We start from the raw sequence: 14,872 nt of genomic DNA, 5'->3' as shown, positions 1-14,872 counted from the left end.
ACAAATACACCTGCTTGATAATACCGTTCAAGATACGCAATATGCTCGGACAGGTAGGTTTCAACCGCAGCCAAGTCTTTAATATATTCCAACGATACGATAAACATTTCTTTTCCTTTTCTCAGCATTAAACCAATAGCGCAGCTATACACGCAGTAAAACCGCTTATCCGCCGACTACGGGGCGCACAATGTCCACTTTGTCGTTTTCGTTTAAAACCGTTTCCGCATACGCGCCTTTGGCGACAAACTGGGTATTGACGGCAACGGCAAACGGTTTCTGCGGCGCGGTTTGGGCGATAAGGTCGGCAACGGTTGTGCCGTTTAATGTGATGGCTTCATTGTTTAATATAATCTTCATAATGCTGCTCCTCTTGTCAGACTTCTTATTTTCAGACGGCCTTATTCATCCCACAAAGCCTGAAACGCTTTAACCACGGCTTCGGGATTTTCCGCTTCGGTAACGGCGCGGACGACGGCGAGGGAGGAAACGCCGGTGGCAAGTACATCTTCAGCGTTGTTCAAATCGATGCCGCCGATGGCGACGACGGGTATGCCGCGAGCCTGTTTCACATATTCGCGCAGTTTCTCCAAGCCTTGCGGGGCGGTGGGCATTTGTTTGGTCGTGGTCGGAAAAATCGCGCCGCTGGCGACGTAGCTAGGTTGTACGGACAAGGCGCGATCGAGTTCGGCAACAGAGTGCGTACTCAAGCCCAAGCGCAAACCGGCAGCTTCAATCGCGGCTAGGTCGGCAGTGTCCATGTCTTCCTGCCCGAGATGCACGCCGTATGCACCTGCGGCAATCGCTTCGCGCCAGTGGTCGTTGATGAAAAGCTGGGTTGCACTGTTTTGACAGACTACGACGCAACGTTCGATTTCGCGTTTCAACTCGTCGCCATGCAGGATTTTACAGCGCAGTTGCACCGTGTCGGCACCTGCTTTGACCATGCGCTCGACCCAGTCAGCAGTGGGAACAACGGCGTAAAATTTCAGGGGAGATTTGAGTGGCGGGAAGGTCATAACGGCTCCGAAAGGAATAATTCGTTGTTATATTATCAGAAAAGGCCGTCTGAATAATATTTGTTTTCAGACGGCCTGATTGAAAAAATGAATATTGCCCTATTCGGCTTTGGCTTTATAAAAATATGAACATACTGATGGGTTATCAAAATGAGTGCCATATTGGCGCCCCACATTCGGAGACCCAACCCATGAAAAAAATTTCTCTTGTTAGCCGCCCTTCCCTTACTGTTTACCACTTATTCAAATGCCGCCACGCCTAAAGCGGAAGCTTCAAAACCAGCTTCGGCACACAAACAAACCAAGCAGCGTTTTTCCGGCAAAATCACCGGCTATCAAACCGCCGAGCATTTGTTCTCCGTACGCAAGGGCGACCGCCTGCGCATCAGTAAAACCGGCAGCCCTAACGCCTATTTCAACGTATGGGCACCCAAAGACGATGAAGCCGTATTTAACGGTTCGGCACAAGGCGATAAATTTGACGGTATCGCTACCCAATCGGGCAAATATAAAGTGCAGGTCTATATGATGCGCGCCCAAGCCCGCCGTAACACTACTGCCCATTACGCCGTAAACGTCATCAAAAACTAAGGGGCTGACGTAGATTAGCCCTAAATTCCACACCAATCTCGCAGGATTTTAAGCTGTTGAGACGGTGTGCCGAAGTTAAATCGAAATTCGCATTCTTTCAAGAACAGCGGGAAAGATTTGCGATCGATTCCGTTGTATTTTCGCAAGAAACGTTTTGCCTGATTCCAAAAATTCTCAATGCCGTTAATGTGGTTCTGACGGTCGACAAATTCCTTGGAATGGTTGATGCGGTAATGGATAAAACCGCTCACGTCCAACTTATCATAGCTGCTCAGGCTATCCGTGTAAACAATGCTGTCCGGCATGATTTTCTTTTTGATGACAGGGAATAACGTTTCAGACTTGGCATTATCCACCACAACGGTATAGACCCGTCCGTTGCGTTTCAGAATGCCGAAGACAACCACTTTTCCTGCCGCACCTCGACCACGTCTGCCTTTACGCTGTCCGCCGAAATAGCTTTCGTCCAGCTCGACAGAGCCCTCGAAAACCTCATCGGCAGCCAAGGCCAAATGATGGATGATGACATACATATTTTGCGGTAGAATAGAGTTATTTATCCTGCGACTAGGTAGAAGGCGCGGAAAGTCCGGCAGAACTGGTCAGCCTGATTGAAAGCGGCGACTACGAAGCCCTGCTTGCCGAAGATTCGGACGAACATGGCCAAGGCCACGAACATCATTGCGGCTGCGGCTGTTCCCTCGGCTGAGTCAGCCTGCCCATATTATCTACCGCCTCGATTTTCATATTAAAAGGAGACTTACCAGCATGATAAGCAAAGCAAAATTCAATACCGTTGTCGGCAGCATAGGAGCGGCAATAGGTATTTTCGTATTTGTCGCCTATATCCCCCAAATTATCGCCAATATGCAAGGGGCAAAGGCGCAGCCGTGGCAACCCCTGTTTGCAGCAGTATCCTGTCTGATTTGGGTTTTGTACGGTTGGAGCAAAGAACCCCGGAAAGACTGGATTCTGATTATACCCAACGCAGTCGGCGTGATATTGGGATTTCTGACTTTTCTGACTTCGCTTTAAACAAGGGGCTAATCTACGTCAGCCCCAAAACTAAACGCCCTCATGATGTAAAGCTTTAAAAAACAGCAAAGGCCGTCTGAAAATTGAAATTTCAGACGGCCTTTTAAACGGTTTGAAAAGGACGTATCGAACACGTCTTTTTTTTCCTATTACAACAGGAACATGGTTGCTAATCCCAAGAAAATCAGGAAGCCGCCGGAGTCGGTAACCGCGGTAATCAGCACCGAGCTGCCCAATGCCGGGTCGCGTCCGGCTTTGTCCATCATGACGGGAATGAGGACGCCGACGGTCGCGGCCAGCAAAAGGTTCAAGGTCATCGCGGCCACCATGACCAAACCAATGCCGATGTTGCCGTAGAGCAGCCATGAAATCACGCCCATTACCGTGCCCCAAATAATGCCGTTGACGAGGGCGACGCCGACTTCTTTTTTCAGCAGGCGGCCTGCCTGCGTACTGGTCATTTGTCCCATTGCCATGGCGCGGACGATCATGGTGATGGTTTGGTTGCCGGAGTTGCCGCCGATGCCGGCGACGATGGGCATCAGCGCAGCCAGTGCGACGATTTTCTCGATACTGCCTTCAAATGCGCCAATTACGCGGCTGGCGATAAAGGCGGTACACAGGTTGATGGCAAGCCACATCCAGCGGTTTTTCACCGAGTCCCAAATCGGGGCGAACAAGTCCTCTTCTTCTTGCAAACCGGCCATGTTAAACATGTCGGCTTCGGATTCTTCACGGATCACGTCCACCATTTCGTCAATGGTGATCCTGCCGATCAGCTTTTTGTTTTCATCGACAACCGGCGCGGTGACCAAGTCATAACGTTCAAACGCCTGTGCCGCTTCTTCCACGTCGTCTTCGGGACGGAAGCGCACGACATCGGTGGCCATCACGTCCGCCACCATGTCTTCGGGGTCGGCGACCAAGAGTTTGCGGATGGGCAGCACGCCTTGCAACACGTCGTTTTCATCAACCACGAAAATCTTGTCGGTATGGTCGGGCAGGCTGTCGAAACGGCGCAAGTAGCGCAACACGACTTCACACGCCACATCGGCGCGGATGCTGACCAATTCAAAGTCCATAATCGCGCCGACTTGGTTATCTTCGTAAGACATCGCCGCTTTGACCTGCTCGCGTTCTTCTTCATCACGCGTTTGCAGCGCTTCGTACACCACTTGGTGCGGCAGGTCGTCTGCCAGTTCTGCCAATTCGTCTGCGTCCAAATCATCGACGGCGGCCAACAGCTCGTCTTTGTCCATGGACTCGATCAGCGTTTCGCGTACGGCGTCGGATACTTCCAGCAAGACTTCGCCGTCGTCTTCAGGGGCGACCAAAAGCCAGACGATGTTACGCTCGCGCGGCGGCAGGGATTCCAAGACGGCGGCCACGTCGGCAGGGTGCAACTCGGCCAAGAGGACGGTCAGCTCGGTGAACTTGTCACGCAGGCTTTCGTCTTCAATCGGCACGCCTGCTTCGATTTGTTCAAAGGACGGCTCGAGGATTTCGCATAAGGCGTGGATGCGGTCGATATCGTCAGAGATGCGATCGTCAGAAATGCGGTCTTCCACCGCTTCATTGTCGGGGGTATGGTCGAGATTCGGAGGGGTTTGTTCGATGCTCATAAATGCTCCGCCCGCCGGACGCGGGGAGGCATTTCGGCGGGATGATTATGGTTGTTGTGTGTCTGATGGGAAGTTCAAAGGCGAACTGGGAAGGTCCATAATTCGAGCCTGCTGAGAGGCGCAGAGTTGTAAACGGTGCATATTCTACTCTTTTTTAGGCCGTTTTACCATTTTTAACGGGAAAGGCCGTCTGAAAGCGGGTGATAACGACACCCTTTTTTTTCAGACGGCCTGATGATTTGATTTTATTTGTTTCGCCTGCCGAACGCTTCCCTGACCACGTCCAACCAAGCCCTTAAGGCCGGCGTCGGGCGTTGGTGTTTCTTCCATGCCATGGTGAGCTGCCAGCGGATTTCGGGTTCGACCAAAGGAATGGCGGCAAAGACATCGGGATTGATTTTTCGGGCATAGTATTCGGGTAACAAGGCAATGCCCATATTGTGCGCCACCATGTCGGCGACCAAATTCCATTGTCCGGTACGGCAGACAACGTTGGGCGTAAAACCTTGATTGCGGCAGGCCGTCTGAATGGTTTCGTTGAGGGAAAAGCCTGCACCAAAAAGGATGAAGGGCTCGTGTTGCAGGCTTTTGAGCGTCAGCGCATCGTGTCTCGCCCGATTTTTCGGCATCAAGACCACCAGCGGATAGTCGCACAACGTGATGCTGTCGAAGTCTTCGTGAACCGGCGCGAGCAGCTGCCCGGCATCGAGTTCGTTGTTGCGCAGGGATTGCTCGATGGCGAGCGAACCTTGTTCCAAAAACGACAATTCTATGTCCGGCCATTTTTGGTGGAAATCAAACAGCGCATGACTGAGCAAATCGCTGCCGAACAAGGCCAAACCCAAACGCAGCGTCCCGCTTTTGACATGGCGGTAATCGTCAACGCGGGCCAGCAGCAAATCGCGTTCGTGTAAAAGGTTTAACGCATGGCGATAGACTTCTTCGCCGATTGCGGTCGGCTGCACCTGCCGCTTTTTGCGTCCGTTTTCTCTGCACAAAAGCGGCACGCCCAATTCTTCTTCCAAAGACTGGATGATTTTGCTGACCGTCGGCTGCGTCAAATTCAACGCGGAAGCCGTGGCCGAAAAACTTTGCAGGCGGATGAGTTCGGCAAAACAATGCAGGCTTTTGAAATCCATTATTCCTCTAAGGCATGATTATTCGTTTAATAATTCATATTATGCAGAAATTAGGTTTCTATAATCAAGCCTTTCATTCAACACACACCCATATCATGGATTCCCTCACCAGATTTTTTCAGACGGCCTTGCAGCTTGCCATCATCGGCGCAGTATGGGGCGTCTCCGACCTTATCGTCCGCTTCACGCATCTGCCTGTTTCTTCAGGCGTATTGGGCTTGTTCCTCATGCTCGCCCTTTTAGGGCTCGGCATCATCCGCCCGGGCATGGTTGATCGCGGCGCAAAATGGGCATTGGGCGAACTCGTCTTTTTCTTCATCCCCATCATGGTTTCCGTCTTGCAATATCAAGACCTGCTGATGTCCGAAGGTTGGCAGCTGATTTTGACCATCGCCGTCGGCACCGCGCTCGTGATGATCAGCACCGCCCTGACTCTCGATTTCTGCTACCGCTGGAAACGCCGCCTCTACAAAAAACTCCACTCCTAAAAATAGAGAATAAAAATGGACTACACTGCCCTCGCCTGCTTCATCTGGACTTGCTTTGCCTATGTCGTTGCCAAAAAAATCCACCGCAAAAAACCCTTAATGATTTTCTCCCCCGTCGTTACCGTCTCCGTCAGCACCATCCTCCTGCTGCTGGCATTCGGCGTCAATTACGACACCTACCACAAATATACCCAAGGCATCGTCTTCCTGCTCACTCCGGTTACCGTTGCCTTTGCCGTCCCCATTTATGAAAACCGCGAAGTCATCCGCCGCCAGCTGCCCATCCTCTCCATCGCCATTATGGTGGGCATGTTTGTCGGCGTAGTCAGCGCATTCCTCATGAGCCATATGTTCCACTTCAACAACGAAGTAACCAACAGCCTAATGGCGCGCTCCATCTCCACGCCGTTTGCCGTCGTCCTCGCCAGCGAAATCCACGGTTCAGCCTCGCTCGTTTCCCTGTTCACCATCATCACTGGCTTTGTCGGCATGATATTCGGCGACCTGTTTTTAGCCTTCACCCGTATCCGCTTCCGTACCGCCAACGGCGTGGCATTCGGCAATGCCGCCCACGGCTTCGGCACATCGCGCGCCGGACAACGCCATGAAACTGAAGGCGTAATGGCCAGCCTGACCATGATTTTGGCCGGACTGTTTATGGTATTGTTTGGCCCAACCATGGTGCATTTGGTAATTTGGATGATGAGTTAGGCTTCGTCCCGATGACCATACACAAAAAGGCCGTCTGAAACACATATCGGTTTCAGACGGCCTTTTATATTATGGAACGATTACAGTTTGAAAATAGAAGCCTCTGCTAAATCATGAATGGTATCCAACGCAGATGAACCTGTACCATTGTTTGAATAGGTCGCATTGTCTGAGGAAAGACCAGCAGAAGAATCAAGAGGATCAGCCTCACCAAACTCACGGCTCAAAAGCTCATCTCCATCGAAAGCTTTGGATTCCAATATCGGCTTCGCGGCCGGCTGTGCAGGCTCAAAACCTTCCCACTCACGCGGATCAAGGCGGATGATATGATCATCGTCATAGCCATCATTAGGCCCTTTGCCTTCTCCTGAAAAAGTACCGTCCCACTCGCGCGGATCGAGGCGGATAACAAAATCTTCAGAATCACTTTCTTTACTTGGTTGATGTACTTTAGCCATGAAATTCTCCTTAACAAATAAACGGATACTGTACCTAATGCCTCATAAAAGGCATTGCGGACTCTATTCTAGAACAAAGAAAACAGCGGGCAAAGATTGAAGGGAACAACGGTTTATTAACACGATAATCGTATTTAAATCTTTTTAAAACAAATAGATATAATTTATACATCATACCCGGTCATCCATTATTAAAAATCTCGCACATGCCGTCCACCAAGATGATTCCCCCTCTTCCGTCCCTTGCTATGTAACAAAAAGGCCGTCTGAAAAATGACTTTCAGACGGCCTTTTCATTTGCTCAAACCTTATTCTTTAGGCAGGCGCAGGACGGAGACGATGAATCCGCCCCAAATGACGATCAATGCGACAAGCATCATAATAATGGCTGAAGTACTCATTATTCGTCTCCTTCACGTTCGTGTTCATGTTCGTCTTTGACGTTGAAGCCCTGACCGTGTTCCCACGGCAAGAATGACAGCAAGACCGACAATACGAGGATGGCGCCCACCATGCCCCAACCAAAGATATTGAGGAAGCTGTCAGGATAGCCGCTGTAATTCTCTTTTAGGAGGCCGGCAGTATCCTGATAAAGCATATAGCCGAGCATGGCGACGGTAACCACCACGCTGGCTGTCCACACTTTGCCGACACGGATGGAAGACAGCGCGTTCAAGTGGTTACGCAGTTCCGGCAGCTTGTTCAACAAGACAATCGCCAAAACGTAAACAAAACCGGAAGCCACAATGCCATAAGTATTGATGAATTTGTCCAATACGTCCAACACAGGCAGGCCGGTGGTCGTACCGAACAGCAAGGTGGAAATAATCGCCATGGGAACGCCAGCAATCAACGTTGCGCTGACACGTCCGATGTTCATTTTGTCTTGAATTGCAGCCACAATTACTTCAACGATGGAAATCATAGAAGTTACACCGGCAAACACCAGCGAGCCGAAGAACAACACGCCGATCAACGCGCCCATCGGCGCTTGGTTGATGATGGTCGGGAACGCGATAAACGCCAAGCCGATACCGTTGGATGCCACTTCGCTGACTTCTTTGCCTGCGGCTTGAGCCATAAAGCCCAATGCGGCAAATACGCCGATACCGGCGAGCAACTCAAAGCTGCTGTTGGCAAAGCCGACAACCAAGCCGGTGCCGCCCAAGTCGGTTTTTTTCTTCAGGTAAGAAGAATAAGTAATCATGATGCCGAAGCAGATGGAGAGCGAGAAGAAGATCTGACCATATGCGGCTACCCAGACTTTCGGATCCGCCAAGCGGCTCCAGTCAGGCGTAAACAAAGCGTCCAAACCTTTTGCCGCACCCGGCAGAGTCAGCGCAATGCCCACCATGATGACAAACATTACCACCAACAAAGGCATGAAGAATGTGGACGCACCGGCCACACCTTTTTGCACGCCCAAAGCCATAATCGCCAGCGTAAACACCCACACGGCAATCAACGGACCGGCAACTTTGCCGACAAAATCCAAGCCCAAGTCTTTGGCATCGGCCATTTGCAGGAAGTCTTTGAAGAAGAAGGTCTGCGGATCCGTACCCCATGCCGAAGTCAAAGAATAATAGGCATAGCTTGCCGCCCAGCCGACAATCACGGCGTAGTAGATACAGATGATGACGTTGGTCAGAAAGTTCCACCAACCCACCGGCTCAAACCAACGGCCGAGGCGGCGGAAGGCCAAAGGAGGCGAACCGCGGTAACGGTGGCCGATGGCATAGTCGAGCAGCAACAGTGGAATACCCGCCGTCAACAGCGCAACCAAATAAGGGAGGACGAAAGCACCGCCGCCGTTGTCGAAGGCGATGTAAGGGAAACGCCAAATGTTGCCTAAGCCCACGGCCGAGCCGATGGCGGCAAACATAAAGGCACGGCGACTGCTAAACGTCGCGCGTTCGCTGGATTGAGAATTTGACACGATGAACCTCTTAAAAATCGAGTGTCGTCAAGGCCTCCCGGCCTTGCGCGTATATATTTAGAAATCAGGTCGGACAAACCGGCCGGTTAAAATAGATATTCGGACAAGGATAATATCCGGTATTTAAAGAATGCACCGCTTATGGCCATGCAAACATAATCTGACCTTATCGTAAAAAAATTTAACACTGTTGGCAAGTCAGTATTGCATTAAAATCGCAAGGAAAATCTTCATGCACTACGACTAAAATCTTCATACACTTCTTTATATACAAGCCAAACGCAACACCCAAGCCCCGTTTTTCCCTCCCCTTCCCACTGACAACCGCCCTCGCCGCAAACCGCCTTTCCCTTATCCCGTAAGGAAAAGCGGCAACCCAACGCATTCAAATCCCCCGTCATCAAAATGTTTCAGACGGCCTGTTTTCCTTCCGTCCAATCCGGGCCGTCTGAAAATTTCACTGTTGCATGTTGTAATCAAGAAACCGTCCCAAAATTCCGTTTAATATAAACAAAAACAATCCACCTTTTCCCGTTTCCTTCATTACCGTGATTTAAAACGGACACAAAACACCAAAAAATGGAATTAATAAAAATAAAATTTCAAAAAATATTAAATAACATTAAATTTAAACCTGCATTTCTACTCTAATTATCCACAATTAAAAATAATCAAACCAAAAAATTTCAATAAAACATTAATTACACAGCACTACATTTTTGCTATAATTGCCGCCATTCAATCCACAACCCAAACCCAAAAGAAGAGGAAAAGCCATGGGTATCAAAGTTGCCATCAACGGTTACGGCCGCATCGGCCGCCAAGTAGTGCGCGCTATTTTCGACTACAAACTGCAAGACCAACTCGACATCGTTGCCATCAATGCCAGCGGCAGCATCGAGACCAATGCTCACCTGACCAAATTCGACACTGTTCACGGCCGCTTTGACGCCGATGTTTCCCATGATGAAAAACACCTCATCATCGACGGTAAAAAAATCCCTTACTTCTCCACCCGCAACCCAGCCGAATTGCCATGGGGCGAATTGGGCGTTGACTTGGTAATGGAATGTACCGGCGCGTTCACCAGCAAAGAGAAAGCCAAAATCCACTTGGAAAGCGGCGCGAAAAAAGTGCTGATTTCCGCTCCCGGCGGCGATGACGTTGACGCAACCATCGTTTACGGCGTAAACGACGACGTGATTACCGACGACATGACCGTTATCTCCAACGCGTCTTGTACCACCAACTGCCTGGCACCTGTTGCCAAAGTATTGAACGAAAACATCGGTATCGTAAACGGCGTGATGACCACCATCCACGCGCTGACCAACGACCAAACCGTCACCGACGTACGCCACAAAGACCTGCGCCGTGCGCGTAGCGGCGTGGAAAACATGATTCCGACCAAAACCGGTGCTGCCAAAGCCGTCGGTTTGGTATTGCCGGACCTGAAAGGCAAACTCGACGGCCTCGCCATCCGCGTACCGACCGTCAACGTTTCCCTGGTTGACCTGAGCTTCCAAGCAGGTCGCGACACTTCCGCCGAAGAAATCAACGCGCTGATGAAAGCCGCTTCCGAAGAAGGCCGTCTGAAAGGCGTATTGGCCTACAATACCCTGCCGCTGGTTTCCATGGACTTCAACCACACTACCCAAGCCAGCACATTTGACTCTACGCTGACTAAAGTCACCGCAGGCAAAATGGTTAAAGTGTTCGCATGGTACGACAACGAGTGGGGCTTCAGCTGCCAAATGCTGAACACCGCTCGCCGTATGTTCGGTTTGGAAGTACGTCCGTTCTAATCGGCTTCCAACACAAAGGCCGTCTGAAACATCTTTTCAGACGGCCTTTTGTATTTCCTTTAAAATATCGCATTCCCATTTATTTTCAGACGGCCTCTTCATGTTTCCCAACGAATCCGCCCCCAACCTCCTGCAAGGCTTAAACCCCGAACAACTCTCCGCCGTAACCTGGCCGCCGCAATCCGCCCTCGTTTTGGCAGGCGCAGGCAGCGGCAAAACGCGCGTGCTGACCACGCGTATCGCCTGGCTGTTGCAAAGCGGACAAGCCAGCGTGCACAGCATTATGGCGGTAACGTTTACCAACAAAGCCGCCAAAGAAATGCAGACCCGTTTGGGCGCAATGATTCCAGTCAACGTCCGCGCCATGTGGCTCGGCACGTTCCACGGCCTCTGCCACCGCTTTTTGCGCCTGCACCACCGCGACGCAGGCCTGCCCTCTTCCTTCCAAATCCTCGACAGCGGCGACCAACTCTCCCTCATCAAACGTCTGCTCAAAAGCCTCAACATCGCCGAAGAAATCATCGCACCGCGTTCATTGCAAGGCTTTATCAACGCGCAAAAAGAATCCGGCTTGCGCGCTTCCGTATTGAGCGCGCCCGATCCGCACACACGCCGCATGATTGAGTGCTACGCCGAATACGACAAAATCTGCCAACGCGAAGGCGTAGTCGATTTCGCCGAACTCATGCTCCGCAGCTACGAAATGCTGCAAAGCAACGAAATCCTGCGCCAACACTACCAAAACCGCTTCAACCACATTCTGGTCGACGAGTTCCAAGACACCAACAAGCTGCAATACGCCTGGCTCAAATTAATCGCCGGCAACCACGCAGCAGTGTTTGCCGTCGGCGATGACGACCAAAGCATTTACCGCTTCCGCGGCGCAAACGTCGGCAACATGACCGCGCTGATGGAAGAATTCCACATCGACGCGCCCGTCAAACTCGAACAAAACTACCGCTCTGTCGGCAACATCCTCGCCGCCGCCAACGCCGTCATCGAAAACAACGACGAACGCCTCGGCAAAAACCTGCGCACCGACGCCGAAGCAGGCGATAAAATCCGCTACTACTCCGCCTTTACCGACCTCGAAGAAGCCCAATTCATCGTGGACGAAACCAAAGCCCTCGAACGCGAAGGCTGGAATTTGGACGAAATCGCCGTCCTCTACCGCAGCAACGCCCAATCCCGCGTCATCGAACAAAGCCTGTTCCGCAGCGGCATCCCCTACAAAATCTACGGCGGCCTGCGCTTTTACGAACGCCAAGAAATCAAACACGCCCTCGCCTACCTGCGCCTCGCCGTCAATCCCGACGACGACAACGCCCTCTTGCGCGTGATTAACTTCCCACCGCGCGGCATCGGCGCACGCACCATCGAAAACCTTCAGACGGCCTCAAACGAACAAGGCATCACCCTCTGGCAGGCAGCCTGCAACGCCGGCGCAAAAGCCACCAAAATCGTCGCCTTCGTCCGCCTCATTGAAGCCCTGCGCAACCAAGTCGGACAACTGCCCCTGTCCGAAATCATCGTCGGCATCCTCAAAGACAGCGGCCTGACCGAACACTACCGAACCCAAAAAGGCGACAACCAAGACCGCCTCGACAACCTCGACGAACTCGTCAACGCCGCCATCGAGTTCAAACCCGAAGACAGCAACTTTGAAACCCTGCCTGAAAACATTTCAGACGACCCCGCCTTCCCCATCCTCGCCTTCCTCAGCAACGCCGCCCTCGAATCCGGCGAAAACCAAGCAGGCGCAGGCGAAAAAGCCGTCCAACTGATGACCGTCCACGCCTCCAAAGGCTTGGAATTTAACGCCGTCTTCCTCACCGGCATGGAAGAAGGCCGTTTCCCCAGCGAAATGAGCCTCGCCGAACGCGGCGGCCTCGAAGAAGAACGCCGCCTCATGTACGTCGCCATCACCCGCGCCCGTAAACGCCTCTACATCACCATGGCGCAACAACGCATGCTGCACGGACAAACCCAATTCGGCATCGTCTCCCGCTTCGTCGAAGAAATCCCGCCCGAAGTATTGCACTACCTGTCCGTCAAAAAACCCGTCTACGACAGCTACGGCAACACACGCCAAACCGCCACGTTCAAAGACAAAATCCTCGACGACTTCAAACAGCCGCAAACCTACGCAGGCTTCCGCATCGGCCAAAACGTCCGCCACGCCAAATTCGGCACCGGCGTCATCATCGATGCCGTGGACAAAGGCGAATCCGCCCGACTGACCATCAACTTCGGCAAACAGGGCGTAAAAGAGCTAGATACCAAGTTTGCGAAATTGGAAGAGATGTAGAAGGGAGATGGCAGAGGCCGTCTGAAAACGGGAGGAGCAATTTTGCCGAAACCTCCGCCGTCATTCCCTCGCAGGCGGGAATCCAGAAGTAGAAATGTAGGTTGAATACTCGTATCCAACAAAAACATTGACGCGTCTATCGTTTCCGAAAAAAACGCTGTTGGAAAATGTCGGATTCGAGAATCCGACCTACGGCTGCTGCTTTTGGGGTGATGAAAAAGCAGCCTGCACTTTAAATTTCACTCGTTTCCCTGCTCATAAGATTTCAAACAATTGTGCCAACAGCACATCCTGCAGCACCACCCGCGTTTCGGCCTGCCGAAGCAGCCGTGCGAGTAGTGCATCGATTTCTACGCCCGAAACAGTTTGACGCAGGCTGGATAAAGCCTTCATGCGGTTTTTTTGTTCGAATGCATCTTCCATACCAGGTTTGACACAAAAATACCAAAACGGCTCGGTCCTCATGTGGTAGAGCGGCATGCCGAAATTTTCTTGGTGGTATGCGTTTGCCACCCACCGCTGCCATTACTGTCTGAATATTGCCTGCCATTCTTCCAAAAGCGTATCCGAAAAATCAATTTTTTCTGTGTGCAGGCTGCCTGATTCATACAGCAGGCATAAACTGTATAGAAGGATGAATTTATGCGGGGCACGGTTGTTTGCTTGTGTAAAACTTGTATGCAGGCTGCGGAATTGTTCCGCATATTTTAATAATGCTGCCAAATCTTTCATACCGCTTCCTCCTGCAAACTTTGCAATACCTCCTCCGGTTGCCAATTCAATGCGCGGCAATAATCAATAAACTCAAAGATATCCAGCCGCCTGTCACCTGTTTCCACTTTTCCTACGAACGAATGCACCACATTCATCCGTTCCGCCAATGCACGCTGCGACAACCCCAAATCCAATCTTCTGCGGATAAGGAGTTGTCGCAAATAGGTGTGTTCGGCAGAGTGTACCGACAAACGAATATTTCTCATGCGCTCCGATTTTAGGTACAATCACGCATGCACCTGTTTTAGGTGCAAATAAGAAATATGTATAAAAATGACCGTAATACCCATACACCCTGCCAACCCGTTCGACGCTATACGCCAAAACATCACTGAAGAATATTTAAGCGAAACGCAGCACTACCCTTGGATTGTTACCTTTTCAGGCGGCAAGGACAGCACCCTTGTCGCCCATTTGGTGTTTGACATGCTGCTTTCGCTGCCGCCGATGCTGCGGACGCGGCAGGTGTTCTTCATTTCCAACGACACGCTGGTGGAAAGCCCGCTGGTAGTGAAACACATGCGCCAATCTTTGGCAGAAATTCTGCGTGCCGCTGAAATTTTCAGGCTGCCCGTCAGCGGCGAAATCACCGTGCCGAAATTGCAGGACACCTTTTGGACGCTACTCATCGGCAAAGGCTACCCCACGCCTAACCGCTCAATGCGCTGGTGCACCGACCGCCTGAAAATCCAGCCTACTAGCGGCTACATCCTGCAAAAAGTAAACGAAAACGGCAAAGCCATCATCGTACTGGGCGTGCGCAAAGACGAATCTGCCACCCGCAAAGCAAGTATCGAAAGCCACCAAAACTTGGAAAACAGCAATCTGACCCCGCACAGTGATTTGAAAAACGCGTTGGTGTACCGACCGATTGTCGATTTGAGTACCGACGACGTGTGGGAATTCCTTGCTGCCAACGACCCGCCCTGGGGAGGCGCACACAGCGATTTAATCAAGCTCTACCGCGAAGCCGCCGGCGGCGAATG

Annotated in this window: 17 protein-coding genes and 1 pseudogene; 7 read left to right on the top strand and 11 right to left on the bottom strand. The window is 51.5% G+C overall.

From position 1 onward, the window contains the following. Positions 1-165: 165 nt before the first annotated feature. A complete protein-coding gene (gene thiS / locus ACTHS3_RS06150; protein WP_004518965.1) occupies positions 166-360 on the bottom strand; it encodes a sulfur carrier protein ThiS in 195 nt (64 codons plus the stop codon). Positions 361-401: 41 nt separating this feature from the next. Then, entirely contained in the window at positions 402-1,019 is a 618-nt protein-coding gene (thiE, locus tag ACTHS3_RS06145; protein WP_440367399.1) for a thiamine phosphate synthase, read from the bottom strand. A gap of 207 nt (positions 1,020-1,226) precedes the next feature. Between thiE and ACTHS3_RS06140 the strand changes: the two genes are divergently transcribed. Continuing rightward, complete coding sequence (locus tag ACTHS3_RS06140; protein WP_004518967.1) at positions 1,227-1,610, top strand: hypothetical protein; 384 nt, start codon at positions 1,227-1,229, stop codon at positions 1,608-1,610. 20 nt (positions 1,611-1,630) lie between these two features. Here ACTHS3_RS06140 and ACTHS3_RS06135 read toward each other — a convergent pair. Further along, positions 1,631-2,160: pseudogene (locus ACTHS3_RS06135) on the bottom strand (IS1595 family transposase); the annotation flags it as partial. Positions 2,161-2,378: 218 nt separating this feature from the next. On the opposite strand from ACTHS3_RS06135, the gene ACTHS3_RS06130 reads away from it, so the two are divergent. Then, the gene (locus ACTHS3_RS06130; RefSeq protein WP_004518970.1) at positions 2,379-2,645 is read left to right on the top strand and encodes a SemiSWEET family transporter; all 267 of its coding nucleotides are present in this window, start codon (positions 2,379-2,381) and stop codon (positions 2,643-2,645) included. A gap of 149 nt (positions 2,646-2,794) precedes the next feature. Here ACTHS3_RS06130 and mgtE read toward each other — a convergent pair whose 3' ends face one another. Together mgtE and ACTHS3_RS06120 are read right to left on the bottom strand one after the other, a co-directional pair. Further along, positions 2,795-4,267: a magnesium transporter gene (gene mgtE / locus ACTHS3_RS06125; RefSeq protein WP_004518972.1), complete on the bottom strand. Its 1,473-nt coding sequence runs from the start codon at positions 4,265-4,267 to the stop codon at positions 2,795-2,797. A gap of 245 nt (positions 4,268-4,512) precedes the next feature. Next, a complete protein-coding gene (locus ACTHS3_RS06120) occupies positions 4,513-5,406 on the bottom strand; it encodes a LysR family transcriptional regulator (protein ID WP_004518973.1) in 894 nt (297 codons plus the stop codon). A gap of 14 nt (positions 5,407-5,420) precedes the next feature. Between ACTHS3_RS06120 and ACTHS3_RS06115 the strand changes: the two genes are divergently transcribed. Further along, a complete protein-coding gene (locus tag ACTHS3_RS06115; protein WP_004518974.1) occupies positions 5,421-5,894 on the top strand; it encodes a CidA/LrgA family protein in 474 nt (157 codons plus the stop codon). A 15-nt stretch (positions 5,895-5,909) separates the two neighbouring features. Next, complete coding sequence (locus tag ACTHS3_RS06110; RefSeq protein WP_039861867.1) at positions 5,910-6,605, top strand: LrgB family protein; 696 nt, start codon at positions 5,910-5,912, stop codon at positions 6,603-6,605. Between the two features lie 80 nt (positions 6,606-6,685). On the opposite strand, the gene ACTHS3_RS06105 is transcribed toward ACTHS3_RS06110, so the two are convergent. The 3 genes from ACTHS3_RS06105 to ACTHS3_RS06095 form a co-directional block, all read right to left on the bottom strand. Next, a complete protein-coding gene (locus tag ACTHS3_RS06105; RefSeq protein ID WP_004518977.1) occupies positions 6,686-7,063 on the bottom strand; it encodes a hypothetical protein in 378 nt (125 codons plus the stop codon). A gap of 308 nt (positions 7,064-7,371) precedes the next feature. After that, positions 7,372-7,464, bottom strand: a complete 93-nt coding sequence (locus ACTHS3_RS06100; RefSeq protein WP_036472778.1) for a methionine/alanine import family NSS transporter small subunit — start codon at positions 7,462-7,464, stop codon at positions 7,372-7,374. Then, a complete protein-coding gene (locus tag ACTHS3_RS06095; RefSeq protein WP_083296577.1) occupies positions 7,464-8,999 on the bottom strand; it encodes a sodium-dependent transporter in 1,536 nt (511 codons plus the stop codon). Before ACTHS3_RS06095 ends, ACTHS3_RS06100 begins: the two co-directional genes overlap by 1 nt. Positions 9,000-9,775: 776 nt before the next feature. Between ACTHS3_RS06095 and gap the strand changes: the two genes are divergently transcribed. Beyond that, the gene (gap, locus tag ACTHS3_RS06090; RefSeq protein WP_070695274.1) at positions 9,776-10,804 is read left to right on the top strand and encodes a type I glyceraldehyde-3-phosphate dehydrogenase; all 1,029 of its coding nucleotides are present in this window, start codon (positions 9,776-9,778) and stop codon (positions 10,802-10,804) included. A gap of 100 nt (positions 10,805-10,904) precedes the next feature. Then, the gene (gene uvrD / locus ACTHS3_RS06085) at positions 10,905-13,112 is read left to right on the top strand and encodes a DNA helicase II (protein WP_004518981.1); all 2,208 of its coding nucleotides are present in this window, start codon (positions 10,905-10,907) and stop codon (positions 13,110-13,112) included. A gap of 255 nt (positions 13,113-13,367) precedes the next feature. On the opposite strand, the gene ACTHS3_RS06080 is transcribed toward uvrD, so the two are convergent. From ACTHS3_RS06080 to ACTHS3_RS06070, 3 genes are read right to left on the bottom strand one after another with little or no spacing between them, the layout of a single operon-like run. Further along, a complete protein-coding gene (locus ACTHS3_RS06080; protein ID WP_004518982.1) occupies positions 13,368-13,625 on the bottom strand; it encodes a hypothetical protein in 258 nt (85 codons plus the stop codon). Positions 13,626-13,637: 12 nt separating this feature from the next. Then, on the bottom strand, positions 13,638-13,844 hold the full coding sequence (locus ACTHS3_RS06075) for a hypothetical protein (RefSeq protein ID WP_004518983.1): 207 nt from the start codon (positions 13,842-13,844) through the stop codon (positions 13,638-13,640). Then, positions 13,841-14,092, bottom strand: a complete 252-nt coding sequence (locus ACTHS3_RS06070) for a helix-turn-helix domain-containing protein (protein WP_049331660.1) — start codon at positions 14,090-14,092, stop codon at positions 13,841-13,843. The genes ACTHS3_RS06075 and ACTHS3_RS06070 overlap by 4 nt, the downstream gene beginning before the upstream one ends. A 67-nt stretch (positions 14,093-14,159) precedes the next feature. Between ACTHS3_RS06070 and ACTHS3_RS06065 the strand changes: the two genes are divergently transcribed. Continuing rightward, positions 14,160-14,872: phosphoadenosine phosphosulfate reductase domain-containing protein (locus ACTHS3_RS06065; RefSeq protein WP_440367395.1), on the top strand; the 713-nt coding region annotated here is incomplete at its 3' end.

Source organism: Neisseria sp. P0009.S007 (genome assembly GCF_051962515.1).
Note: the sequence above shows the minus strand (reverse complement) of the source record. Positions and strands in the feature narration are given on the sequence as shown.